This is a genomic window from Streptomyces sp. NPDC058758 (genome assembly GCF_042746075.1).
Taxonomy (GTDB): domain Bacteria; phylum Actinomycetota; class Actinomycetes; order Streptomycetales; family Streptomycetaceae; genus Streptomyces.
Genome location: NZ_JBHYPS010000006.1, coordinates 115,092 through 139,552 on the forward strand (window position 1 = coordinate 115,092; position 24,461 = coordinate 139,552).

The 24,461-nt window shown below is 72.5% G+C and carries 21 protein-coding genes and 1 tRNA gene; 14 read left to right on the forward strand and 8 right to left on the reverse strand.

The window, feature by feature from the left end; translation table 11 throughout:
- Window positions 1–299: 299 nt before the first annotated feature.
- Genes ACFW6A_RS10335 through ACFW6A_RS10345 form a run of 3 tightly spaced genes read right to left on the reverse strand, consistent with a single transcriptional unit; the run spans window position 300 to window position 2,655 of the window.
- The gene (locus ACFW6A_RS10335) at window positions 300–689 is read right to left on the reverse strand and encodes a cupin domain-containing protein (protein ID WP_386639818.1); all 390 of its coding nucleotides are present in this window, start codon (window positions 687–689) and stop codon (window positions 300–302) included.
- On the reverse strand, window positions 686–1,441 hold the full coding sequence (locus tag ACFW6A_RS10340) for a cupin domain-containing protein (protein ID WP_386639821.1): 756 nt from the start codon (window positions 1,439–1,441) through the stop codon (window positions 686–688). The genes ACFW6A_RS10335 and ACFW6A_RS10340 overlap by 4 nt, the downstream gene beginning before the upstream one ends.
- A complete protein-coding gene (locus ACFW6A_RS10345; RefSeq protein WP_386639824.1) occupies window positions 1,438–2,655 on the reverse strand; it encodes a sedoheptulose 7-phosphate cyclase in 1,218 nt (405 codons plus the stop codon). Before ACFW6A_RS10345 ends, ACFW6A_RS10340 begins: the two co-directional genes overlap by 4 nt.
- A 338-nt stretch (window positions 2,656–2,993) precedes the next feature.
- Between ACFW6A_RS10345 and ACFW6A_RS10350 the strand changes: the two genes are divergently transcribed.
- From ACFW6A_RS10350 to ACFW6A_RS10370, 5 genes are all read left to right on the forward strand, one after another.
- Window positions 2,994–4,031: a VOC family protein gene (locus ACFW6A_RS10350; RefSeq protein ID WP_386484607.1), complete on the forward strand. Its 1,038-nt coding sequence runs from the start codon at window positions 2,994–2,996 to the stop codon at window positions 4,029–4,031.
- Window positions 4,032–4,111: 80 nt separating this feature from the next.
- Window positions 4,112–5,155 (forward strand): ketoacyl-ACP synthase III family protein, encoded by a 1,044-nt coding sequence (locus ACFW6A_RS10355; RefSeq protein ID WP_351856031.1) that lies wholly within the window; start codon window positions 4,112–4,114, stop codon window positions 5,153–5,155.
- 75 nt (window positions 5,156–5,230) lie between these two features.
- Window positions 5,231–6,214 carry a ketoacyl-ACP synthase III gene (locus ACFW6A_RS10360; RefSeq protein WP_351856028.1) on the forward strand — a complete coding sequence of 328 codons (984 nt, stop codon included), beginning with the start codon at window positions 5,231–5,233 and terminating at the stop codon, window positions 6,212–6,214.
- Between the two features lie 15 nt (window positions 6,215–6,229).
- Window positions 6,230–6,970, forward strand: a complete 741-nt coding sequence (locus ACFW6A_RS10365) for an SDR family NAD(P)-dependent oxidoreductase (RefSeq protein ID WP_351856025.1) — start codon at window positions 6,230–6,232, stop codon at window positions 6,968–6,970.
- Window positions 6,961–7,755 carry an enoyl-CoA hydratase-related protein gene (locus tag ACFW6A_RS10370; RefSeq protein WP_351856023.1) on the forward strand — a complete coding sequence of 265 codons (795 nt, stop codon included), beginning with the start codon at window positions 6,961–6,963 and terminating at the stop codon, window positions 7,753–7,755. Before ACFW6A_RS10365 ends, ACFW6A_RS10370 begins: the two co-directional genes overlap by 10 nt.
- Window positions 7,756–7,800: 45 nt before the next feature.
- Here ACFW6A_RS10370 and ACFW6A_RS10375 read toward each other — a convergent pair whose 3' ends face one another.
- On the reverse strand, window positions 7,801–8,709 hold the full coding sequence (locus tag ACFW6A_RS10375; protein WP_351856488.1) for an NADP-dependent oxidoreductase: 909 nt from the start codon (window positions 8,707–8,709) through the stop codon (window positions 7,801–7,803).
- Between the two features lie 307 nt (window positions 8,710–9,016).
- Here ACFW6A_RS10375 and ACFW6A_RS10380 point away from each other — a divergent pair, with 307 nt between their 5' ends.
- The 7 genes from ACFW6A_RS10380 to ACFW6A_RS10410 all read left to right on the forward strand — a co-directional run bounded on the left by ACFW6A_RS10380 (window position 9,017) and on the right by ACFW6A_RS10410 (window position 18,111).
- Window positions 9,017–10,222: an acyltransferase gene (locus tag ACFW6A_RS10380; RefSeq protein WP_351856490.1), complete on the forward strand. Its 1,206-nt coding sequence runs from the start codon at window positions 9,017–9,019 to the stop codon at window positions 10,220–10,222.
- A gap of 241 nt (window positions 10,223–10,463) precedes the next feature.
- A complete protein-coding gene (locus ACFW6A_RS10385) occupies window positions 10,464–11,702 on the forward strand; it encodes a cytochrome P450 (RefSeq protein WP_351856492.1) in 1,239 nt (412 codons plus the stop codon).
- Between the two features lie 86 nt (window positions 11,703–11,788).
- A complete protein-coding gene (locus ACFW6A_RS10390) occupies window positions 11,789–13,060 on the forward strand; it encodes an MFS transporter (RefSeq protein ID WP_386484711.1) in 1,272 nt (423 codons plus the stop codon).
- 198 nt (window positions 13,061–13,258) lie between these two features.
- The gene (locus ACFW6A_RS10395) at window positions 13,259–14,821 is read left to right on the forward strand and encodes an FAD-binding oxidoreductase (RefSeq protein WP_386484709.1); all 1,563 of its coding nucleotides are present in this window, start codon (window positions 13,259–13,261) and stop codon (window positions 14,819–14,821) included.
- A gap of 101 nt (window positions 14,822–14,922) precedes the next feature.
- Window positions 14,923–15,675: a 3-oxoacyl-ACP reductase family protein gene (locus ACFW6A_RS10400; RefSeq protein ID WP_351856499.1), complete on the forward strand. Its 753-nt coding sequence runs from the start codon at window positions 14,923–14,925 to the stop codon at window positions 15,673–15,675.
- A 130-nt stretch (window positions 15,676–15,805) separates the two neighbouring features.
- A complete protein-coding gene (gene ccrA / locus ACFW6A_RS10405) occupies window positions 15,806–17,170 on the forward strand; it encodes a crotonyl-CoA carboxylase/reductase (protein ID WP_351856501.1) in 1,365 nt (454 codons plus the stop codon).
- Window positions 17,171–17,211: 41 nt separating this feature from the next.
- On the forward strand, window positions 17,212–18,111 hold the full coding sequence (locus ACFW6A_RS10410) for a 3-hydroxybutyryl-CoA dehydrogenase (protein WP_351856503.1): 900 nt from the start codon (window positions 17,212–17,214) through the stop codon (window positions 18,109–18,111).
- Between the two features lie 105 nt (window positions 18,112–18,216).
- Here ACFW6A_RS10410 and ACFW6A_RS10415 read toward each other — a convergent pair whose 3' ends face one another.
- The 4 genes from ACFW6A_RS10415 to ACFW6A_RS10430 all read right to left on the reverse strand — a co-directional run bounded on the left by ACFW6A_RS10415 (window position 18,217) and on the right by ACFW6A_RS10430 (window position 22,500).
- Entirely contained in the window at window positions 18,217–18,675 is a 459-nt protein-coding gene (locus tag ACFW6A_RS10415) for a MarR family transcriptional regulator (RefSeq protein ID WP_351856505.1), read from the reverse strand.
- Between the two features lie 126 nt (window positions 18,676–18,801).
- On the reverse strand, window positions 18,802–20,046 hold the full coding sequence (locus tag ACFW6A_RS10420; RefSeq protein WP_386639829.1) for a sulfotransferase: 1,245 nt from the start codon (window positions 20,044–20,046) through the stop codon (window positions 18,802–18,804).
- Window positions 20,047–20,342: 296 nt separating this feature from the next.
- On the reverse strand, window positions 20,343–21,293 hold the full coding sequence (locus ACFW6A_RS10425; RefSeq protein ID WP_386486581.1) for a ScbA/BarX family gamma-butyrolactone biosynthesis protein: 951 nt from the start codon (window positions 21,291–21,293) through the stop codon (window positions 20,343–20,345).
- Window positions 21,294–21,576: 283 nt separating this feature from the next.
- Window positions 21,577–22,500 (reverse strand): LysR family transcriptional regulator, encoded by a 924-nt coding sequence (locus tag ACFW6A_RS10430; protein ID WP_386486584.1) that lies wholly within the window; start codon window positions 22,498–22,500, stop codon window positions 21,577–21,579.
- Window positions 22,501–22,678: 178 nt separating this feature from the next.
- Here ACFW6A_RS10430 and ACFW6A_RS10435 point away from each other — a divergent pair, with 178 nt between their 5' ends.
- A complete protein-coding gene (locus ACFW6A_RS10435) occupies window positions 22,679–24,181 on the forward strand; it encodes an MFS transporter (protein WP_386639832.1) in 1,503 nt (500 codons plus the stop codon).
- Window positions 24,182–24,287: 106 nt separating this feature from the next.
- Window positions 24,288–24,372 (forward strand) — tRNA-Leu (locus ACFW6A_RS10440).
- Window positions 24,373–24,461 lie beyond the last annotated feature (89 nt).

Genomic DNA, 24,461 nt, shown 5'->3' on the forward strand with positions numbered 1-24,461 from the left:
GTGAGGCGGGCCCGGCGGCGGTCCGGGCGCCGGAGCCGGTGAGCGGTGAGGGAAGGGGGGGAGGGGGAGAGGGAGGGTAGGGGGGGGGGGGAGGAGAAGGGGGAGAAGGGTGCGGGTGTGGGGCCGGGCGGGCGTCGGTCGTGGTCCGGCCCGGGAGGTCCGGGAGGTCCTGGACGCCCGGGAGGTCCGCCTCGGGCCGGGGAGGGCCCCCGGCGCCGCGCCGGCCCGGGGAGGCCGCCGCGCCGGCCGGGGGAGAGAGGCCGGCGCGGCGGGCGGTGCGGGGGAGCGGGCGGACCGTCTCAGCCGGCCGGCGGCAGTTCCGGAATGCGGCGCGGCAGCCGCGCGGACACCGCGGCGGGCAGCCCGCGGACCGTGACCGCCGTCGTGGGCCGGTCGCCGGCGCGCAGCTCGCCGTCGATTCCGTGCGGGACGAGGAGGACGTCCCCGGCGCCGGCGCGGGCGGTCTCCGCCCCGTCCTCGTACAGGCCGAGGCGACCGTCGAGGACGAGGACCGCTTCCTCGACCCCGTGATCGGAGCGGACTTCGAGGACGCCGCCGGGCGGCAGGTCCCAGTACTCCACGCCCTCGCACTCGCTGTGCAGCATGCCCCGCCTGATCAGGCTCTGCCAGTGCGCGGACCGTCCTCCGGTCCGTACGGCGACGTCGCCCCGGGCCCTGGAGACGATCACCTGTCGCCGCCTTCGCCCTCGACGGCGAGCGTGACGACGAGCAGCCGGACCGCGGTGGCGGCCTTCACGGTCGACCGGGAACCGGCCTCCAGGAGCAGGCAGGTGTCCTTGCCGAGGGTGACGGTCTCCGTCAGTCCCGCGGCCTCGATCACCCCTTCGCCGTCGTGCACGTAGACGGCGAGTTCGGCCGTCGGGAGGCCCAGCACGTGCTGTCCGCCCGCGGGGACGTCGACGACCTCGACCTGCTTGAGCGGGCCGCTGAACACGCCGGCCGTGTCGACCCGCTTCTCCTCGAACAGGTCGTACACCACGGCCTGTGTCATGTCCGCTCCTTCGGGGGGCTGGGATCCGGAGAGCACCGAACAGGTCGCCGGCGCCAGGGTTTCGATGACCCACCAGTCCAGGTGGTCGTCACCGGTGTTGCGCAGGCCGTGGATGTTGCCCACGCTGGTCAGGGCGAGCGATCCCGCCCGCACCGTCAGCGGCCCGCCGTTCAGGAGCAGTTCGCCGGTGCCCGACAGGATGAGGTAGATCTCCTCGGTGCGGGTGTGCCGGTGCTCGCCGCTGACGCCCTTGGCGGGCAGGGAGGCCCACTCGACGGCCTCGCTCGGGGAGCGCAGCTGGCGGCGGGTGGCGAACGCCTTCCAGTACGTCTTCCCCTCGGCGCCGTGCACGCCGTACACGGAGGCCTTGGTGCTGACGTCGCCCACCGCGGACCAGGGCACGGTCGCGGTGGTCTGCGCCGTGCTCACTCGGAGTCACCCCAGTGGTAGTCGGCCAGCTTCTGCGCGGCGTCGGCGAGTTCGTCCTCGGTGAGGTCGTTGATGAAGGTGGCGGCGCCGATGCCGACGGGGAGCGGCAGCCGCTGCATGCCGTCGCGGTGGCGCACGGTGTCGCGCAGGGCGGGGACCAGCAGCTTGGGCGTGCAGGTCTCGTGCCAGGCGGGCAGGCCGAGGGCGGTGACGACCCGGAGGACGCGCCGCCGCTGCTCCGCGTCGAGCAGGCCGCGCCGTTCGGCGATGACGGTGGTGAGCGCCATGTCGACGGCCACGGCCTCGCCGTGCAGCAGCTCCGGCAGGGCGTGCATCTCGATGACCGGGCTGAACGAGTGGCCGTAGTCCACGACGCGCTCCAGGACCTTCTCCCAGAGGTTGGGCTGGAGCTCTTCGAGCATGCCGTGGATGGCGCGCTCGATGACCTCCGCCGCCGGGTCCGCGGCCGGGCCGTCCGCCGCGGCGGGGCGCTGGAGGCGGTCGCGTACCAGTTCCTCGCCGTGCCGTTCCAGGAGGTCGAAGAGGTGGGCGTCCTTGATCAGGGCGATCTTGAGGATCTCGGCGAGGCCGTTGCTGATGTGCCGGTCGTCCAGGGTGCCCAGGAACGTGCGGTCGAGGAACGTCCGGTCGGCGGGGAAGTAGGTGCCGAGACGGTTCTTGTGCCCGCCGTTGTTCACCCCGGTCTTGGCGCCGACGCCGGCGTCGACCAGACCGATCAGCGTGGTGGGGATGCGGATCCACGGGGTCGCGCGGCGGTACATGCTGGCGGCGAGGCCGACGATGTCCATGAGGACGCCGCCGCCGATGGCGATGACGGGCTCGCGCCGGCGGTCGACGCCGAAGTCGTCCAGGCCTTCGACGACCCGGAGCACCAGCTCCATGTTCTTGGCGGTCTCCCCGGTGGGGAGCACCAGCAGGCGGTGGACGACCCCGTGGTGGTCGAAGTAGTTCCTGATCCGGGTTCCGTAGAGCTCGTCGACGACGGAGTCGACCACGACGAAGCGGCGTACCGGCCCCGGCCCGGAGGCGTCCTCCAGGATCGCCCGGTTCGCGGTGCTCAGGAGGTCCTCCTCCACCCGCACCTCGTAGTCGACCTGCTTGACGGCTCGTACGGACCAGTGGGTGACCGGGTTCCCGACGGTGAACAGCCCGTCGGGGGAGAGCTTCTCGGACGGCTGAAGGTCCGCCTGCATGCCTGACTCCTCGATAGGGATCGATGGGGATCGATGGGGAGCGACGACGGCGTCGCGCCACGGGACGGTCGCTCCGGTCAGGGACTATGGCAGTAGTTCAATGCATCTGCAAGCACATATCTGAGCGACTCTGTGTGCCGCGAAGTCTCCGTCGATCGGGGAGTGGCCCGCTCAATCCGTCATGAACTGCGGGTTTATGAGTTCAAGTCGGGCCGTGGGGCTCGTGGGGGCTGGGTGAGTAGTTGCTTTCAGATGCATGGACACGTATGGTCCGTGATCGCAGACCACCCGACACCTGGATCCCCCGTCACACAGATCACCGGGAAGGGAGCGCGGGCATGCCGCGCCTAGAGGAAGAAGCCGGCCGCACGGCCGGTCGCACCGGAATTCCGTCCATCCGCCGCGTGGACCACTTCGCCTTCACCGTGGCCGACCTGGACGCGGCCGTACAGTTCTTCGCCGAGGTGCTCGGCGGCGAACTCTGCTACGTCGAAGGACCCGTCCAGGACCCCGCGGGGGACTGGATGAGCCGCAAACTCGGGGTCCACCCCCGGGCCGTCGCCCATGTGGCCATGGTGCGGCTGGGGCCGTACACCAACCTGGAACTGTTCCGCTACACGGCCCCCGGGCAGCGGACCGGCCCCGTGCCGCTCGACGCCCCCGGCGGCCGCCGGATGGCCCTGTGGGTCGCGCGCGTCGACGCCGCGGTCGCCCGGCTGCGCGAGCGGGCCGACGTCACGGTCACCCGCGACACGGTCCGCCCCACCCTGAGGCCGGGGTACCCCACGCGACAGGTCGACCTCGTCACCTCCTGGGGCCTCGAACTCCGGCTCACCGGCTCGCCGGCCGCCCTGGAGGGCGGGGCACCGGACCCGGCGGAGGCGCCGGGCGAGGTCCTCGCCGCCGACCACCTGGCGCTCACTGTCACCGACCTCGACGCCTCCGTGCGCTTCTTCACGGAGGTCGTCGGAGCCACCCCCCTGGCGCCGCACGCCCCCCGCGCGCAGGCCGGGCACCCGGCCAGGGCCCGGCTGCGGCTCGGACCCACCGACCGGATCGAACTGCGCCAGTACGAGGGCGACGGCACCCCGCAGGCACCCGCCAACAGCGACGTGGGCGGCTCCCACCTGGCCTTCCACGTCGACGACGTCGACACCGCGGCCGCCTGGCTGGCCACCCGGCCCGGCGTCGGGGTGATGGGGGAGCCGGAGACCATCACCGACGGCCCCATCGCCGGCAACCGCTGGGTCTACTTCACCACCCCCATCGGCATCCAGATGGAGATCCTCCACATGCCCGACGGCACGGGCCTCCTCCCCTACGAGCGCCGGACCGAAGCCCGGCGGGCCTCTTCGCACCCCTTCACCTGGGCGTAGCCCCGCGCGCCCGGCGCCGGCCCCTGTCCGGCGCCCCTTCCCTTCCTTCACGCCAACCGTCTCTTCCGAGGAGCACCCCCATGCAGTGGGACCACCTGTACGTCGCCGGCACCGGCGCCTATCTGCCCAAGGCGATGAGCGTCGAGGAGGCCATCGACGCCGGCGCGTACGACGAGGAGTCCGCCCGGCACAGCGGCCACCTGTCCGTGACCGTCGCCGCACCGGAGGACAGCATCCCGGACATGGCCGTACGGGCCGGCCGCCAGGCGCTCCAGCGTTCCGGCCACCGCCCGGAGGACGTCGCCGCGGTCACCTACTCCGTCGTCTTCCACAACGGGATCGACATCTGGAACTCCGGCTCCTACATCCAGAAGGGCATCGCCGCCCCCGGCTGCCTGTCCGCAGAGGTGCGCTCGGGCTCCAACGGCGGCCTGGTCGCCGCCGAGCTCGCCGCGGCCTACCTGCACGCCCACCCCACGGCGAAGGTCGCCGTCTCCACCGCGGGCGACCTGTGGACCGACCCGTACTTCGACCGGTGGCGCACCGACCGCATCCTGTACGGCGACGGGGCCGCCGCCGTGGCGCTGTCGCGGGACGGCGGCTTCGCCCGCATCGTGTCGATGGCGACCAACACCGACCCCGAGATGGAGGCCATGCACCGCGGCCACGAGCCCTTCGGGCCCTTCCGGCACGACGCCGAGCACCCCATCGACCTCAACCGCCGCCACCAGGAGTTCCTGGAGGACTTCGACAAGGACGAGGTGTGGCGCCGGGTCGAGGACGGCCTGCGGAAGGCCGCGAACCAGGCGCTGGAGGAGGCGGGCCGCTCCATGGACGACATGGACCACATCGTGGCCCCGCACTTCGGCGCCGGCCTGACCCTGCGCCAGTGCCTGCGCCCGCTGGGCGTGGACTCCCTGGAGCGGACCGCGTGGGACTTCTCCCGGCGCACCGGCCACCTCGGCCCCGCCGACCAGTTCGCCGGCCTGAACCACCTCGCCGAGACCGGCGCCCTCACCCCCGGCAAGCGCGTGCTGCTGCTCGGCGTCGGCGGGGGCTTCAGCTGGACCTGCGCCGTGCTCGACATCCTGGAGCAGCCTTCCTGGCGCGACGTCCCGGCGTGAACCGTCCCGCGGCACCGGCCCTGCTCCGGCGTGCCGCCGGTACCCCGACTTCCCAGCCAGTCTAAGGAGAGACCAATGCCCGTCGGCATCGTCGGCGTCGGCGCGTACGCCCCGTCGCGCATCATCGACAACGACCAGATCAGCGCATGGACCGGGGTCACCCCGGAGTGGATAGCCGAGCGGACCGGCGTGTACGGCCGCTCCTACGCCGAGCCGGGGGTCACCACCTCCGCGATGGCCGCCCGGGCCGTCGAGGAGCTCTTCGCCGGCTCGCCCCACAGCCGTGAGAACGTCGGCCTCACGGTGCTCGCCACCTCCACCCCCGACCAGCCCCAGCCGGCCACCGCCGTGCGGATGCAGAAGCTGCTGGGGATGCACAGCACCCCCGCCTTCGACGTGAACGCGGTGTGCTCCGGCTTCGTGTACGGCCTGAGCGTCGCCGAGTCGATGCTGCGGACCTCGCCGGAGAGGGGCACGGCCCTGGTCGTCGGCGCCGACATGTACTCCACCATCATGGACCGCGGGGACCGGCGCACCGTGTCGCTGTTCGGCGACGGCGCCGCGGCCGTCCTGCTCGGCGAGGTCCCCGAGGGATACGGCATCCACGCCACCCGGCTGTACGCCGACGGCGAGGGCGAGGACCTGGTCGAGGTCGCGGCCGGCGGCACCCGGGAGGTCGCCGACGACGCCGCCCGCGCGGCCGGCCGGCACCACTTCCGGATGCAGGGGCGCGCGGTCAAGGAGTACGCCCTGCAGATCATCCCGAAGGTCGTGGACGACGTCCTGAGCCGGTCCGGCCTGGAGATCGACGACATCGACCGGGTCTTCGTCCACCAGGGCAACACCCGCCTCGTCCAGGCGGTCGCCCAGCAGCTGGGCGTGGACATGGCCCGGGTGCCCCTCACCGCGCCGCGCTACGGCAACACCGGTGCCGCGTCCATCCCGTTCACGCTGCGGCACGCGCACCGCGAGCGCCCGATCGAACGCGGCGAGCGCATCCTGTTCGCCACCGTCGGAGGCGGAATGACCGCGGGCGCGGCCGCCCTCACCTGGTACTGAGAGGAGAGACGTCCCATGCGTCTGAAGGACAAGGTGGCCGTCGTGACCGGCGGCACCAAGGGGCTCGGCAGGGCGATCGCCGAGCGCTTCGCGGACGAGGGCTGCTACGTGGTCTGCGCGGCCCGCAACCCGTACGACGTCCAGCGGCTGATCGACCAGCTGCCGGACCGGGTCATGTTCCACGAGACGGACGTGACCGATCCGGACAGCGTCGAGGGGCTCATGGACGCCGCCGTGGCGGCCTACGGCAGGCTCGACGTCCTGGTCGCGAACGCCGGCGCGAACCGCGACGGCAAGGTCGACCGGATCTCCCCCGAGGACTGGCGGTTCATGATGGACACCAACCTCAACGGCGCCTTCTACAGCCTGCAGAGCGCTGCGCGCCGCATGATCCCGCAGGGCGGCGGCCGCATCATCACGGTCTCCTCCAGCATGTCCACCCGGGTGGCCATCGGCGCGGCGGGCTACTCGGCGACCAAGGCCGCCATCGAGACCCTCACCAAGGTCTCCGCGATCGAGCTGGGCCGCAAGGGCATCCAGGTCAACTGCCTGGCCCCGGGGGTCCTGGAGGACGGGATGGGCCGCGAGCTGTCCCAGAACAAGAAGGTGTGGGAGGCGTACGCGTCGCGCTTCTCGCTCGGCCGGCCGGGCCGGCTCGACGAGGCGGCGCTCGGCGCGGTCTTCCTGGCGAGCGAGGACAGCTCGTACGTCAACGGCCATGTACTGGAAGTCAACGGAGGCCTGCTGTGGGCGTGAACCGTGAGGAGCGGGCCGTCCGGCTCGTCGTCGCCGACGGCATCGGCACCATCGAACTGTCGAGGCCCCCGGTCAACGCCCTCAGCCGCGAGGCCCAGGCGCAGCTGCGGGACGCGGCCCAGGAGGCGGCCGACCGCGGGGACGTGTCGGCGGTCGTGCTCCACGGCGGTCCCGACAAGTTCTCGGCCGGCGCCGACATCCGGGAGATGGCGGGCCTGGACCCGGTCGACATGGTGCTGTGGGCGGGCCGGCTCCAGGGGGCGTTCACCGCGGTGGCCGACATCCCCAAGCCGGTCGTGGCGGCGGTCACCGGCTTCGCGCTGGGCGGCGGCTGCGAGCTGGCGCTCACGGCGGACCACCGGATCCTGGCCGAGGAGGCGAGGATCGGACTGCCCGAGGTGAAGTTGGGGGTCATCCCCGGCGCGGGCGGCACCCAGCGACTGGCGCGGCTCGTGGGCACCGCCAGGGCCAAGGAGATCATGTTCACCGGGCGGGCGCTGAGCGCCCAGGAGGCCCTGGAGATCGGCCTCGCGGACCGCGTGGTCGCCCGTGACCAGGTGCTCAAGGAGGCCGTGGCCTGGGCGAGGCAGTTCGTGGGCGGTCCCTCGCTCGCCCTGCGCGCGATCAAGCAGGCCGTCGACCTGGGCACGGGCACCGACCTCCGCTCCGGCCTGGAGATCGAACGGACCTTGTTCGAGGGGCTGTTCGGCACACGGGACCAGCTGGCCGGCATGTCCACCTTCGTCGAGAAGGGCCCGGGCAAGGCGGTCTTCACCGGGCGGTGAGGACGCGGCGCGCACGGCGGCGGTCGCGCCGCCGAGGGGCAGGGGTCAGGGCGTCAGCAGCAGCTTGCCGCGGGTGCCGCCGGCACCCAGCCTGCGGTGCGCCTCCGGACCGAAGGAGAAGTCGCCGACCTCGGCGACCCGCAGGGTGAGCACCCCCTCGTCGACCAGCTTCGACAGGACGTCGAGCTGATCGCCGTCCTGCTCGACGAAGGTCTGCAGCACGGTGATGCCGCGCTCGGCCTTCGGGGGCTCGGGGGCGTAGATGGAGCCCGCCCGGCCGCCGTCCCGCACCGCGCCGATCACCCGGGGCGCGATGCCGGCGGTCTCCAGCAGCACGTCCGCGATCGCGGCGGGCACCGGCTCGTCGGCCGGGAGCACCGTGGCGGCCCCCAGCTCCTTCGCCAGGCGGGCGTCCTGCGGCCGGGCCAGGGCGATGACCTCGACGCCCCGGGAGGCGGCCAGCTGGGTGGCGAAGCCGCCGACCGCGCCGACGGCACCGCTGATCAGCAGCCGCTCGCCGGGCCGCGGCGCCAGCTTCTCCAGCGCCTGGAAGGCGGTGAGCCCGGCGAGCGGCAGGGCGGCGGCCTCCACCTGGCCGACGGTGCGGGGGGCGTGGGCGGCGATGGCGGCGGGCAGGGCGACGTACTCGGCGTGCGTCCCGATGCCGGTGGCGTACTGCGCCGACATGGCCACCACCCGGTCACCGGGGGAGAAGCGGTCCACGCCGTCGCCGACGGCCACCACCGTGCCGGACAGGTCCCAGCCGAGGACCAGCGGGAAGGGGTGGCTGATGTTCTCCGCCATGGCGCCGCTGCGCACCAGCAGATCGACGGGGTTGACGCCGGACGCGGCGGTGCGGACCAGGATCTGTCCGGACCGCGGGGTGGGCACGGGCAGTTCGGTGACGGTCAGCAGCTCCGGACCGCCGTACTCCGCCAGGGTCAGTGCGCGCATGGGTGGGGGTGTCCTTCCTCAACGACAAAAACATTGCAAGCGAAAGCATATATCGCGCGAGTGGGCGGCGTCATTGCCACCCGTTCCGGCAATACGCTTGTGATTCAGGTGTTTTGTTCAAAGAGGCGACGGCTGTAGCCATGAAGATTGCTTGCGGATGCATGGATGTGGCGAGTAGGGTGACGGTCGCGGTCGTCGCGAAGTCGTCATGCCCCGTCGTCCTTCGCCGCCCCCGCCCCTGGCGCGCACGAGCCGCAGGGGCCCAGCCCTTCTCCGTACCCTTCTCTCGCAGGGAGGCTCCATCCCCATGCCCAGAACGAGCGACGCGCCGGTTCCGGCCGGCGGCTCGCGGCTCCCGACCCTGACCGGGATGCGGTTCATCGCCGCGGCCCTGGTGTTCCTGCACCACGGAATCTGGGTCAACGTCTTCTCCGACCGCGACGTGGTGTCCCTCTACCACGACCTCTTCATCACCGCCGGCCACGTCGGCGTCTCGTTCTTCTTCCTGCTCAGCGGCTTCGTGCTGACCTGGTCCGCACGGAAGAAGGACACCTTCGGACGCTATCTGCGACGCCGGGTCGCCAAGCTCTACCCCAACCACGTGGTGACCTTCGTGGCCGCGCTGCTGCTGGTGGCCACGACCACCGAGCTGTACCAGGCCATTCCCAACCTGCTGATGGTGCAGTCGTGGTTCCCCGTCTACAGCCTGATGTTCAGCGTGAACCCGCCGAGCTGGTCCCTGGCCTGCGAGGCGCTGTTCTACCTGGCCTTCCCCCTGCTGCTGCGCTGGGCCAACAGGATCCCGGTGGAGAAGCTCTGGTGGTGGGTCGGCGGAGTGGTCGCGGCCGTCATCGGCGTCGCGGTCTTCGCGCAGACGGTGCTCGCCGGCGGCCCGGCCATGCCGGACGGACAGCCCATCGGCCTCTACCAGTTCTGGTTCGTGTACGCGCTGCCGCCGGTGCGCGCCCTGGACTTCTTCCTGGGCATCCTGCTGGCGCGCATCGTGATCAACGGCAGGTGGATCCGCGTCGGGATGCTCCCGGCCGCGCTCCTCTTCGTCGCCTGCTACGCCCTCGCGAGCCAACTCCCCTACGTGTACGGCCTCAACGCGGCCACCATCATCCCGATCGCCCTCCTCGTCCCCGCCGCGGCCGTGGCCGACGTCGAGGGACGGCGCACCGGGCTGCGCGGCCGCTTCGCGATCTGGCTGGGGGAGATCTCGTACGCCTTCTACCTCGTCCACGCCATCGTCCTGATCTGGTGCCGGGCCCAGCTCGGCCATCCGCAGGGCTGGAGCACCCCCGCCGGACTGGCACTGCTGCTGGCCGGACTGGTGGCGAGCGTCCTGGTCGCCTGGGCGCTGTACGCCCTGGTGGAACGGCCCGCGATGCGCCGCTGGAGCAGGCCCAGGGCCGACCGGGAGCGGGCCGCGGCCGGGCGTGACGGCGCGGGCGAGGCCACCGGCGGGCAGCCGGCCGGCGCCGGCCGGGAAGAGCTCGCCGGGACCCGGTAGTCCGCGCACGGGGAGGGCGGGGTGCGGCCTGCCCTCCCCACAACAAGAAATTTACGAACCGGTTGTGCGGTTCTTTGTTGCTGGTGGGCGGCTCGCACCCTTGATCATCGGGGCGATATTGCCCGAATAATGCAGGATTGCGCCCCCCTTTGGTGAGGTGGGGACGCGGCTGTGGCGGTTGACAAACCGGCTGCCAGGTTTTTTACTGAACGCAGTTCGTATCGATCTTGGGGAGGGAACGATGACGGCCGACACGACGGTCGCCGCACCGGAAGCCATCAGCTTCGGGGGAGAGGCGAACCCCTACGCCCTGTACGCGCGGCTGCGCCGCCAGGCACCCGTGAGTCACATGTCCCTGCCGGACGGCGGCGAGTTCTGGCTCGTGACCCGGTACGCGGACGCCCGGGAGGCGCTCGCCGACCAGCGGCTCAGCAAGGACCCGAACAAGGTCGGAGACCGCTGGCGGGCCACCGTCGCCCAGCCGACCGACGGCGAGGACGCCTCGCTCGTGCGCCACCTGCTCAACGTCGACCCGCCGGACCACACCCGGCTGCGCCGGCTCGTGCACAAGGGGTTCACGCCGCGCCGCATCGAGGCGCTGCGCGGCCGGATCCAGGAGATCACCGACGGCCTCCTGGACGAGATGGACGAAGCGGCCGCGGCGGGCGAACCCGTGGACCTGCTGGACCGGTTCGCCTTCAAGCTCCCCGTCACGGTCATCTGCGAACTGCTGGGCGTGCCCCTGGCCGACGTGGACTCCATCCACGACTGGTCGACCGCGCTGTCGACCCTGGTGGCGGACGAGGAGGGCCATGCCCGTGTCGCCGCCGCGGCCGGACAGCTCGGCGGATACCTCGCCGAGCTGGTGGAGCACAAGGCCGGGCACCCGGGCGACGACCTGATCAGCGCGCTGATCGAGGCCCGGGACGAAGGGCAGCGGCTGTCGCACGCGGAACTCACCGCGATGGCCTTCCTGATGCTGATCGGCGGTCACGAGACCACCGTCCACCTCATCGGCAACGGCATGCTCGCGCTGATGCTCCACCCGGACCAGATGACCCTGCTGCAGAACGACCCGTCGCTGATCACCAGCGCGGTCGAGGAGTTCCTCCGCTACGAGGGCTCGGTGGAGGTCGCCACCTGGCGCTTCGCGACCGAGGACCTGGACTTCGGCGGGGTGCGCGTGCCCGCCGGCGCCCCCGTGCTGGTCTCGCTCGGATCGGCCGGCCGGGACCCGGAGCGCTTCGAGAACCCCGACACCTTCGACATCACCCGCGGCGACGCCGGCCACCTCGTCTTCGGGCACGGCATGCACTACTGCCTCGGCGCCCCCCTGGCCCGCATGGAGGGCCAGATCGCGGTCGGCAGCCTGGTGCGGCGCTTCCCCGACATCCGGCTCGCGGCACCCGCCGACTCCCTGCGCTGGCGCGAAGGACTGCTCATCCGCGGGCTCCACGAACTCCCCGTCCGCCTGCGCTGACCGACGCCCCGGCCACCCGGCGAGCGGAAACCGGCGGCACGCCCCGCCCGACCCCCTGCCGCTTCCCTTCCCCTCGGAGCCACGCCATGCCGGCACCCCTCTTCGCCCTCGTGCTGAGCGTGTTCAGCCTGGGCACGGCCGAGTCCGTCATCGCCGGGCTGCTGCCCCAGCTCTCCGCGGACCTGGAGATCTCGCTGTCCCAAGCGGGGTCGCTCGTCTCCGGCTACGCGCTCACCATCGTGGTCGGCGGTCCGCTGGTCACGATGGCGACCAGCCGACTGCCCCGCAAACCCCTGCTGATCGGCCTGCTCGCGCTGTTCACGGCGGGCAACGTGCTCGCGGCGCTCGCCCCGGGCTACGGCGTCCTGATGGCGGCCCGGATCGCGGCCGCGCTCAGCCACTGCACGCTGTTCGCGCTCGCCCTGGTCTCCGCGGCGGAGACGGCCGGGCCGGGCAGGTCCGGCTCCGCGGTGGCCCGCATCATCATCGGCGTCAACCTGGCGACGATCGTCGGCGTGCCGCTGGGACTGCTCGTCGCCCAGGAAGGGGGCTGGCGCGCGACCTTCTGGGGCGTGACGGCCCTCAGCCTGAGCGCCCTGGTCGCCTGCGCGCTCCTCGTGCCCGCCGGGCCGGGCGGCCCCGGAGGGGGAGCGGGCGCGGAGCTCAAGGTGCTGCGGGAGCGGCGGGTGCAGGTCGCCCTGGTGCTGACGGTGATAGGAATGGCCGGCGGTTTCACCGCCTTCACCTTCCTGACCCCGCTGCTGGAACGGGTCGGCGGATTCTCCGGGCACCAGATCACCGTCCTGCTCTTCCTCTTCGGACTCGGCTCGCTGCTGGGAGGCGTTCTCGGCGGCAAGCTGGCCGACCGGGCGCTGATGGGCTCGCTGACCGCGCTGCTCGGCGTGCTCACGGTCGTCCTGGTCGTCTTCGCGGGAGTGGCCGCACAGCCGGCCGCCGCCATCGGCGCGCTGCTCGTCTTCAGCATCGTCTTCTTCGCGCTCAACCCCGGACTCGGCGCCCGCGTCCTCGACTCCGTCTCCGGCCGCGCCCCCACGCTCGCCGTCTCGATGAGCATCGCGTCGGTCCAGACGGCGATCGCGCTCGGCGCCTGGCTCGGCGGCCGGGTGCTCGACCTCGGCCACGGTCTGCGGAGCGTGTTCCTGGCCGCCGCGGCCGTCACCCTCGCGGGCTGCGCCGTCGCCTGGTCCGAGTGGCGCGTCGACCGCCGCGCCGCGCGGGAACCGGCCGACGGGCGCCGCGCCGAACCGCGGCCCGAGGCCGGCCCCCCGGCCGGGACGGCCCCCCGTCCCCCCGCCGTCCCGGCCGGCCCCGCCCCCTCGCCGGAACGCCCGGCCTGACCGGCCCGACCGGCGCCCCCATTCCGACACCGGCCCCCACGGCACCCGGTGGACGCACCCCCCATCCCCCCACTTGCGTACAGCCCACAGCGGCCAGCGTGGCCGCCCGCCAGAGAACGTGAGGACTGAAGAGTGACCAGCACGGTGACACGCAGAAGATTCGTTACGCGTACCGCGACTGGCGTCGGTGCGGTGGCGGTGGGGACCGGAATCGGCGCGACCCTCCTCGATTCGCCCGCCACCGCCGCCACCGCGGACGTCGCCCCCCTCGGACCCAACACGGTCGGCTCCGCGGACAACCGCTACGCCGACCTGCGCCGCGGCACCAACCAGCGCTTCGAGGGGAACCCGGAGTACATACGGCTGGTCTCCTCGACCGCCCAGGTGGTCACCGCCGTGCAGCAGGCCGTGAACGCGGGCAAGAAGATCGCCGTGCGCAGCGGGGGCCACTGCTACGAGGACTTCGTGACCAACCCCGCCGTCAAGGTCGTCATCGACCTCTCCCCGATGAGCGAGGTCGGCTTCGACACCACCCGCAACGCCTTCGTCATCGAGGCCGGAGCCAAGCTCGGGCAGGTCTACGAGCGGCTCTTCAAGGGCTGGGGCGTCACCGTCCCCGCCGGAGCCTGCCCCACCGTCGGCGCCGGCGGCCACGTCCAGGGCGGCGGATACGGAGCCCTGTCCCGCAAGCACGGCCTGGTGAGCGACCACCTGTACGCGGTGGAGGTCGTCGTGGTGGACGCCGCCGGCACGGCCAAGGCCGTGGTGGCCACGCGTGAGGCGAGCGATCCCCACCGCGACCTGTGGTGGGCCCACACCGGCGCCGGCGGCGGCAACTTCGGCGTCGTCACCCGGTACTGGATGCGGGCGCCGGGGGCCACCGGCACCACCCCGTCCCTGCTGCTGCCCAAGGCGCCGTCCGAGGTCTGGATATCCACGGTCAACTGGCCCTGGGAGGGCCTGACCAAGGCCGGTTTCGGCCGGCTGATGCAGAACTACGCGCAGTGGCACCTCGACAACAGCGCGCCGGGCTCCCCCCAGCTCTCCCTGTTCAGCGAGCTGAAGCCGGCGCACCGGGCGGCCGGCGCGATCTCGCTGACCACGCAGGTGGAGGCGTCCGCGCCGAACGCCGAGCAGATGCTCAAGGACTTCGTGGCGTACGTCGGCGCGGGCACCGGTGTGACGGCCCAGGTGGCCGACCACCGCAAGGTCCCGTGGCTGCACGCCACCCAGTGGTCCGGCTTCACCGGCCCCGACCCCCTCTTCCGCTTCAAGGGCAAGCCCGCCTACCAGCGGAAGAACTTCACCGCCGCACAGATCGACGCCATGTACAAGCACCTGACCCGCACCGACTACGCCCACCCGGCCGCGCTGATGCTGATCTCCGCCTACGGTGGCAAGGTCAACGAACTGGCCCCGGCGGCCACCGCGGTGGCCCAGCGGGACTCCATCCTCAAGGTGCAGACCGCCGTGCTGTGGACGGACCCGGCGGACGACGCCAAGCACCTGGCCTGGGTGCGGGAGTTCTTCCGCGACCTCTACAGCGAGACGGGCGGCGTGCCCGGCCTGGACGGCGTGACCGACGGCATGTTCATCAACTACGCCGACGTGGACGTCAAGGACCCGAACTGGAACCCCTCGGGCACGCCGTGGCAGCAGCTCTACTTCAAGGGGAACTACCCGGCCCTCCAGCAGGCCAAGGCCAGGTGGGACCCCCGCAACACCTTCTCGCACGCCCTCTCCGTGGAGCTGCCGGCCTGACGCGGGAACCCCATGAACTTGCTTGCGCAACACATGACCATGCATTGGATTCTTGCGCGGGCAGCACCGTAGAAACCAAGAGAACGAAAGGCATGAACCCCATGAGCACCCAGAACGCCAAGAAGCTGCAGGGCAAGGCCGCCCTGGTCACCGCCTCCTCCCGGGGCATCGGCCGCGCGGTCGCGCTGCGCCTGGCCGCCGAAGGCGCCGACGTGGCCGTGACCTACCAGAGCAACGCCGCCGCCGCGCAGGAGGTCGTCGACGCGATCGTGGCCGGCGGCGGCAAGGCCATCGCCCTGCGGGCCGACTTCGCCGACAAGGCGGACATCGAGAACCTGTACAAGGAGGTCGTCAACACCTTCGGCTCGCTGCACATCGTCGTGAACAACGCCGGCATCGCCGGCAACGGCAACATCGCCGACGTGGACGACGAGACCCTCGAGCGCGCCATCGACGTCAACTTCAAGGGCACGTTCTACTCCCTGCGCGAGGCCGCCAAGCTGATCCAGGACGGTGGCCGGATCGTCAACATCTCCACCGGCTACACCCACGCCACCTTCGCCGGCACCGGCGTCTACACGGCGACCAAGGCCGCCGTGGAGCAGCTCGGCCTCGCCCTGGCCCGCGAGCTCGGCGGCCGCGGCGTCACGGTCAACTCGGTCCTGCCGGGCCTGGTCCGCACGGACCAGACCGCTCCGATCGCGGACCAGTACGACACCTTCGCGCAGATGATGCCGCTCGGCCGCATCGGCGAGCCGGAGGACATCGCCAACGTCGTCGCCTTCCTCGCGAGCGACGAGGCGTCGTACATCACGGGTCAGTACATCGCCGCCGCCGGCGGCCTCGTCTCCTGATCCCGGGCCGCGGATTCCGCGGCCCCGACCGGACGCGCGGGCGGATCGTGTTCCCTCCGGTCACTCCGCCCGCGCGCCGGCCCTCTCTCCGTACTCCCTTCCGGCCCCGCGCCGACGACGAAGGAACGACATGGATTCACTGGCAGACGCCGTTCTGAACGGCGCCACCCCCCGGCAGCTGGAGCGGGAGCCGTTGCCCGGCGACTACCTGGCCGTCCACACGCGGGCGGAGGACGCGGACCTGTTCCGCGGCGTCGCGGACAAGGACGTCCGCAAGTCGCTGCACGTCGGCCGGGTCCCGATGCCGGAACTGGCGCCCGACGAGGTGCTGGTCGCCGTCATGGCCAGCTCCATCAACTACAACACCGTCTGGTCGGCCACCTTCGAGCCGGTGTCGACGTTCGCCTTCCTGAACAGGCTCGGCAGGCAGGGCGGCTGGGCGGAGCGACACGACCGGCCGTACCACGTGCTCGGCTCCGACGCGTCCGGCGTCGTGGTGCGAGCCGGTTCCGCCGTGCGCCGCTGGACGCCCGGAGACCACGTGGTGGTCAGCTGCGTCCAGGTCGACGACCAGGAGCCGGCGACCCACGCCGACGGCATGATGGGCGCCGAGCAGCGGATCTGGGGATACGAGACCAACTTCGGCGGGCTGGCGCACTACACCGTCGTGCGCGCCAGCCAGCTGCTCTCCAAGCCGGCCCACCTGACCTGGGAGGAGGCGGCGAGCACGATGCTCACCGCCGCCACCTCCTACCGCATGCTGATCAGCGACCGCGGCGCCCGCATCAAGCAGGGCGACATCGTCCTCATCTGGGGCGCGACGGGAGGGCTCGGCGGCTTCGCCGTGCAGCTGGTCAAGAACGCGGGGGGTATCCCCGTCGGGGTCGTCAGCTCGCCGGCCAAGGCCGAACTCCTCCGCCGCATGGGCTGCGACGTCGTCATCGACCGCACCGAGATCGGCCTGGGCGGCGACGCGGCGCCCTCTCCGGAGCGGACCGTCGAACTCGGCAAGCGGCTCGGCAGGGCCATCCGGGAGCGGGTCGGCGAGGACCCGCACGTCGTGTTCGACTTCATCGGCCAGGCGACCTTCGGCATCTCGGTCTTCGTGGTGCGCCGCGGAGGCGCCGTCGTCACCTGCGGATCGAGCACCGGCTACACCCACCAGTTCGACAACCGCTACCTGTGGATGAACCTCAAGCGGATCATCGGCAGCCACGCGGCCAACCTGCAGGAGCAGTGGGAGTGCAACCGGCTGTTCCGGCTGGGCATGCTCGCGCCGATCCTCTCGGAGGTGTACCCGCTCGCCGAGACCGGCGAAGCCGCCCGCCTCGTCCAGACCAACCGGCACACCGGCAAGGTCGGCGTGCTGGCGCTGGCTCCCGAACGCGGACTCGGCGTCACCGACCCGGAGTTGCGCGCCAGGATCGGCGAGGCCCGGCTGAACCCGCTGGCCGGCCACGACCGGACCCCCCTCATACCGGTTCCGGCCGGATGACCGAGACGGACGAGAGAGGTACGAGAGCCATGGTGGAACCGATGTCCGCACAGACGGAGGCGGCCGGGCGGGCGACCGGCACCGCGCGGATCGAACGGGTGGGGGTCGTCGGCTGCGGCACCATGGGCGCCGGCATCGCGGAGCTGTGCGCGAGGGCCGGACTGGACGTCCGGGTCGCCGTCACCTCCGAGGACTCGGCCGCCCGCGGCAGGGCCCGGATCCGCCGCTCCCTCGACCGCGCCGCGGCCAAGGGCCGGATCACCGGCGCCGACCGGGCCGCCGCGGAGGAACGCGTCTCCTTCACCACGGACTTCGGCGACCTGGCCGACCGCCGGCTGGTGATCGAGTCCGTGCGCGAGGACGAGCAGGCGAAGACCGAGGTGTTCGCCACCCTCGACAAGGTCCTCGAAGCCGAGGACGCGATCATCGCCACCAACACCTCGTCGCTCTCGGTGGCGCGGCTGGCCCGCGCCACCCGGCGGCCCGACCGGGTCGTCGGCATCCACTTCTTCAACCCGGTGACCGTCCTGCCGCTGGTGGAGGTGGTCGGCTCCGTCCTCACCAGCCCCGAAACCCGGGACCGCGCCGTCGACTTCGTGGGCGGAGTGCTCGGCAAGACCGTCATCAGCGCCCCCGACCGGGCCGGCTTCCTGGTGAACGCCCTGCTGTTCCCGTACCTCACCTCGGCCATCCGCATGGTCGACAGCGGTCTCGCCACGCCGGAGGTCATCGACCGGGGCATGGAGGCCGGCTGCGCCCACCCGATGGGCCCGCTCAGGCTCGCCGACCTCATCGGCCTGGACACCACGGCCTCCATCGCCCGGGCGATGTACGAGGAGACCAAGCAGCCCCTCTACGCCCCGCCGCCCCTGTTGCTGCGGATGGTCGAGTGCGGGCTGCTCGGCAAGAAGTCCGGCCAGGGCTTCTACACGTACGACTAGGACCGCAGGGGAAGGGACCGGAGCGTCCGCACCACCCGTCGAGCCACGGCGCCAGCGCCGTGGCTCGTTCCTCTGCGTGCACAGCGGCGCGGGGAGGGCCGGGGGTCAGCCGCGGGCCGTCGCGGGGTCGTGCCGCAGCCGGGCCACCAGCGGCGCGGTCTTCTCGTCGAACGAGGCGACGTCGAGCGCGGTGGTGAGTTCCTTCCGGAAGGTGCCGGTGGCGTCCGCGACCACGGCCGCGCCCTGGTCGCTGATCCGCGCGTACATCACCCGCCGGTCCTCCTCGCTGATCGTCCGGCCGGCCAGCCCCTCGTTCTCCAGGCGGGCGACCAGCCGGCTCACCGTGGACTGGCTCAGCCCGATGGCGTCGGCCAGGTCCTGCATGCGCACGCCGCCGGCCTTGGCGTTCTCCTGCATGACCACGAGGGCGGTGTACTCGGCGACGCTGATCCCGTGGCCCCGCTGCAGTCGTTTGTCGAGCGTGCCGCTGACCCGACTGGTGAGAACCGACAGCTGCAACCAGAGTTCGACCTCACTGCCGCGTCGTCCGCGTCCTGCAGCCATACGCTGATCTCCACATGTATCGTCGCCACCCCCGTGCCGAAACCCAATATTAATGTTCTTGCATGCATTGACAAGGTGTGCGACGGCGGAATCACCGATATGCGGTGACGGCGCCCGGTAAACGGGTCAGAGGCCGTACGCGTCGATGTAGGCGCCGAACCGCTCCCGCAGTTCCGGCGCGCTGAGGCCGAAGTCGGCCGCTTCGAACCGCTGGGGCGGCCGTGCGGGCGCGGCCGTCGACCGCGCGAGGATCCGGACGTTGTCCAGGACCGCGGGGGCGGGCTCCACGCCGATGAAGCGGTACACCCGTCGCGCGGTCGCGGCCGGGGCGGAGACCAGGTCGGCGTGGCGCACGTCGAGGAGCCGGTCGGGCCCGAGCCGCCGGCCTGCCCGCATGGTCTGCGCCAGCTGCCGCTCGATGCGTCCCGCCCACTCGCGGCCCACGGCCCGGGGCGCCACCTCGTCCGAGGTGGCGCGGCGCAGGCCGGTGGAGACCCCGGCGGTGATCGTCGCCACCGCCACCGGGTCGCGGTGCACCCGGATGAGCCGCGCGTCGGGGTAGACCCGCAGCAGGTCGTCGAGGCGGGCGGCGTGGAAGGGCGCGCGCAGCACCAGCGAGTCGACCGGGATCCGCGAGGCGATCGCCTGGAGCTGCTCCCGGTGGAAGGCGTACGCGCCGGTCAGGTCGGAGGCCTCCAGCGCCCGCAGGTACCGGGGTATCCGCAGGTGCATTCCGCTCGCCGGGCTCTGGAAGGCGTTGACGAACAGCTGGTGGCAGCCGCCGGGGCGGGTCGCCTCCCGGAACCGCCCCACCGTACGGGGCCGTACGTGCCGGCGGGAGGTCTCGACGTGGGCCCGGGCCCGTCCGATCAGCGCGCGGCGGCCGGGGAGGTCCTCGGTGCGGGGGACCGGGTAGAGCATCTCCCACAGGGTGGGCGAGTCCACGCCCGGGTGTTCGACGAGCAGGTTCTGCAGGAGCGACGCGCCGCTGCCGGGCAGGCCGGAGATGAACACCGGGTGCGTGAGGCCGGGGGTGGGCGTCCCGGGGTCCGAGGCGGCCAGGGCCGCGAGTCGCACCTGCTGGGAGAGGGCGGAGAGCAGCCGCTCGCGGACGGCTGCGGCCCCTTCCCGGGTCAGCCCCGCCTCGGTGTTCACCGCCTCGACCAGGCGGTCGAGTTCGGGAAGGAAGCGCAGGGGCGGCTCGTCGCCGGGATGCAGTTCCCCGAGGCGGGACCGGAGTTCCTCCGTGTCGATGCGGAAGGGGCCGGCGGGGGCCGGGGCGGCGCGGAGGGATCCTCGCCCGCGCGGGGCGTGCTGCGCGGGCCGCGCGCCGGGCGTGGTCGTATCGACGTCGTCATCACGCTGCTTCACTCGCCACCCCTGGATGATCACCAACTGCATCTCCGAGCTTCACACGAGATTAAAAACCGTGCGCGCGGTTTGTCAACTTTGAATCCCGAAGGGAAAGTTCGGCACCTGGGTGCGGAAAAGAGGGCAATAGGGGTCAAAAGGTTTCACTTCCTGGTCGCATCCGACAGAGGGTAATTAAAACATGCCGCTTGGTCGGTTTCATTGTTTCCCGGGGCGCGGGAGAGGCGGAGGCGGGGAGACGCGGGAGGGGGCCGCGACCTTCCGGTCGCGGCCCCCTCCCCGTGGTGCGGTGCCGGTCAGGCGGGCGGCAGGACGGATCCCTCGACCAGGCAGCGGAAGGCGACCTTCCCCCGCTGGGTGCCGGTGACCTCGACGGCGACGCCGCCGGCCAGCCGCCCGGGGGCCGGGCGGGCCTCGATGGAGCAGGGGTGGCCGAACTCGACGTACTGGTGCGCACGGATCGAGACCGACCGGGGATCGAAGCCGCCCCCGGTGAAGGCGTACGCGGCCTGCTGCGCGGCTTCCAGGAGGACGAGGCCGGGGACGTGGTCGACCGCGTGGTCGATCAGGGCCGGGTGGCCGGTGTCCTCGATCAGCTGCCAGCCGTCGGCCGGGCCGCCCTCGGAGGGGAGGGAGAGCGTCACCTCGTCGCGTGCGGAGCGTCCCACGAGCGAGGGCGCGACGGGCGTGCCCCGGCGGGCCGGCCGGGCGGCCAGCCGGTCACCGCGCAGCCTGCGGTAGACCCCGTCGGGCACCCACGTGAAGCCGGAGCTGCCGGTGGCGCACAGTCGCCCGTGCTGCCGGAGGTCGATGCGCACGCGCAGGCTGCGCCGGCCGGTCCACGCGTACTCCACCTCGGCCCGCACCGGGGCCGTGGCGTCGGTCCGCAGATCGGGGCCGACGGTGTACTCCAGGTCGTCCAGCAGGAAGTGGTTCTCCCGCGCGGCCACGCCGAACTCGGCGTGGGTGAGCCCCAGGCCCACCTGGCGCAGCGTCTGCGCGATCAGCATGTGGTGGTACGAGCTCCCGCGGGCGGGAGCGAAGAAGACGTGCGGCCCCGACCAGTCCAGCTCGACCGAGAAGTGCGTGGCGTCGTGCCGGTGCCAGCCGGTGACGAGCACGTCCTCCGCGGCCGCCCGGTGGGCGAACGCCGGAGCGAGCGCCGGGGCCCCGGGGGCGTCCGGGCGCTCCTCTATGTGCCGGGTGGTGCGGTGCGGTGCCTGGGCGTCCTGCGCGGTGTCGATCATGATTCCCCCATCGATCGTCGGCGTCGAGTCTCGCGTGCAGCGCAATAAAATACGGGTTGCCCGGTTCTTTTTTGTGTCGCGAGAGTGAAATCTGGCCTCTTGGGCCTGTGGGTGCGGTGCGGGAGCTGCGGTGCGACCACAATACAGTCCACCCGGTTTGTTTCGGTGTCGGTCGTGAGGCGGGAAGCCGAACAACGTCAACTCGCCCGCTGAGCGCACCTGGTCCTCCGAGCCCGCCTGGTTCTCCGAGCCGGTCGCCCCGCCGCGGCCCGCCGGCCGCGGCCTATCGGCCGGGCCGGTCCTCCTGCCCGATCCCGCCGGCCAGGGACCTCCGGGCCAGCGCGAGGAACCGGTCGAGACGGGGCACGGCCGCACGCCTCCGCCGCCACGTCATGGTGGCCGGCACCCGCAGGTCGGCGTCCTCCAGGGGGAACGCCAGCAGCTCGCCCCGCTCCACCTCGCCGCGCACCGCCATCTCGGGCAGCAGCGCCAGGCCCATCCCGGCGGCGACGCAGGCCCGCAGCGGCGCGACCCCGGAGACCTCCGCCTCCAAGCGCGGTCCGTCCGGGCCCAGTTCCGCCGTGGCGCGGTCGAACATCTCCCGGAAACCGCACCCGTGCCGGGTCGCGAGGAAGCGCTCGCCGCGCAGGTCGGCGCCGCGCACGCGCTCCCGCCGGCCCAGCGGGTGACCCACCGGCACGGTGACCAGCAGCCGCTCCTCGAAGAGCACGCTGCTCGCGTACTCCTCGTCCTTCGGCGGGGCGCCGAAGGCGAAGCAGACGTCGAGGTCCCCGCGCCGCACGCCGTCGTACAGCTCCCGCCGGTTCCCCACGTCCACCGTGACGTCGACCTTGCCGAACAGCGCCCGGTACTCCGCGAGGACCGGCGGGATCACGTGCGTGCAGAAGGTCTCCAGGCCGCCGACGGCCAGCTCCCCGGTGGGCTCCTCCGCGTCCAGGGCGCCGACCGTCGACGCCTCGTCGACCAGCAGCAGCACCTGGTCGGCGTAGCCGCACAGCCGGATGCCCGCGCCGGTCAGCCGCAGCTTCCTGTGGGACCGGTCGAAGAGCCGGGTGCCCAGCTCGGCCTCCAGCGCCTGGATCTGCTCCGTGACGCTGGACTGCGCGTAGTGCAGCTCCGCGGCCGCCTTGGTGAAACTCAGACTCCGCGCCACGGCGCGGAAGGACCTCAGATGACGGATCTCCATGGACGACGCGAACCTTCCCCCGGGTTCCGCTGTGTGCATCGGTCTCCTCGATGACACGCATCGTAACCGCCCGCTTCCCCCGGGCCACGGGCGGCGCCAGGCTGGGTGCGGCGGGGCCGTCGGGCAGGACGGACCTCCGCCCGTCGAGCATCCACCGCGTCCTTCACGGGAGTCACTCATGGCAATTCCGGCCACCCGGCCGAACACCCCCGCCGGCGGTCCCGGGCCGACGGAGGCCGGCGACGGCCCCGCCCGGCCCGCCAAGGGCCTCCTGCCCGGTCTCGCGCTCGGCTACTTCATGGTGCTCATGGACACGACCGTCGTCACCGTCGCGCTCCCGGACATCGGACACGGCCTGCACGCCGGACTCGGCTCCCTCCAGTGGGTGTCCAACGGCTACACGCTGACCTTCGCCGCGTTCCTGCTCACCGCGGGAGCCCTCTCCGACCGCTTCGGCGGCCGCCGGATCCTCCTCGTCGGGCTGTGGACCTTCGGGCTGGTCTCCGGCGCCTCCGCCCTGGCCGGCTCGGTGGAACTGCTCGTCGCGGCACGCGCCCTGCTGGGCGTCTCCGGCGCGCTGCTGCTGCCCTCCTCGCTGGCCGTCATCGCCCACTCCTTCCCCGACCCGGCGGCCCGGGCGAGGGCCCTCGGCGGCTGGGCGGCGATCACCGGTGCCGCGCTGGCGGCCGGCCCCCTCGTCGGCGGCGTCCTGACGGACTCCCTCGGCTGGCGGGCCGTCTTCCTGGTCAACGTCCCCCTCGCCCTGGTGAGCATCGCGATCACCGCCAAGGGGGCGGCGGAGACCGGCCGCACCCCGGCCCGGGGCCTCGACCTGCCCGGCCAGGCCTCCGCGATCGTGGCGCTGGGCGCGCTGACCTTCGGCCTCGTCCAAGCGGGCGGCGCCGGCTGGACCGCGCCCGAGGTGCTCGGATCGTTCGCCCTCTTCGCCGTCGCCGCGGGCGTCTTCGTCGCGGTGGAGCGGCGCGTGGCCGCCGGCGGGCGCACCCCGATGCTGCCGCCGAAGCTCTTCCGCGGCAGCGCCTTCACGGCGGCGCTGTTCGCCGGACTCCTGGTCAACTTCGCCCTGTCCGGCGTGCTGTTCACGCTCTCGCTCCTCTTCCAGCAGGGCCGGGGCTACTCCGCCCTCCTGGCGGGCCTCGCCTTCCTGCCGCTGACCCTGCCCACCGTCGTCAACCCGGTCTTCACGGGCCGGCTGGTCGCCCGGATCGGCCCCCGAGCCCCGGCCACGGCCGGCTTCGCCCTGATGGGGGCGGGCACCCTCGTCCAGGCGGGCACCACGTCCGGCTCGGCCGCCTCGGTGGTCGCCGGCTCCCTCGGCCTGCTCCTCCTCGGGTTCGGCATCTCGTACGCCCTGCCCTCGCTCGTCGTCGCCGTCATGGGCGCGGTGCCCCGGGAGCTGTCCGGCGTCGCCTCGGGCGCCCTCAACTCGGCCCGCCAGACGGGCGCGGTGGTGGGCGTCGCCGTCCTCGGTGCGATCCTGAACGGCGCCTCCTCGGTCGAGGCGGGCACCCGGGTGGGCGCGGTCGTCTCCGGTGTCCTGCTGCTGACCGGATCCGTCGTGGTCCGCGCCTTCCTCGGACGGGAGCGGCAGGAGACCGCCCGGCCGCGCCCGCCGGGGAGCCGGACGGCGCGAGGACACGGCCCGGCGCGGCCCTCCTGACCCCGCATCCGGCTCTGACCACCGGAAACGCGGGTGAGAAGCACCTCGAACACCTGGTAGATTGATGTTCGTCGCCGCGAGGGAACGAGCGGACGGCCAACACCTTGTCCGGGTGGCGGAATGGCAGACGCGCTAGCTTGAGGTGCTAGTGCCCTTTATCGGGCGTGGGGGTTCAAGTCCCCCCTCGGACACGATCGACGACGAGCCGTGGGGGGGGGGGGGGGGGGGGGGCGGCCGCCCCGGATCGCTTTCGGCGCGGCCCCGGAGGCGCGCGCCGACT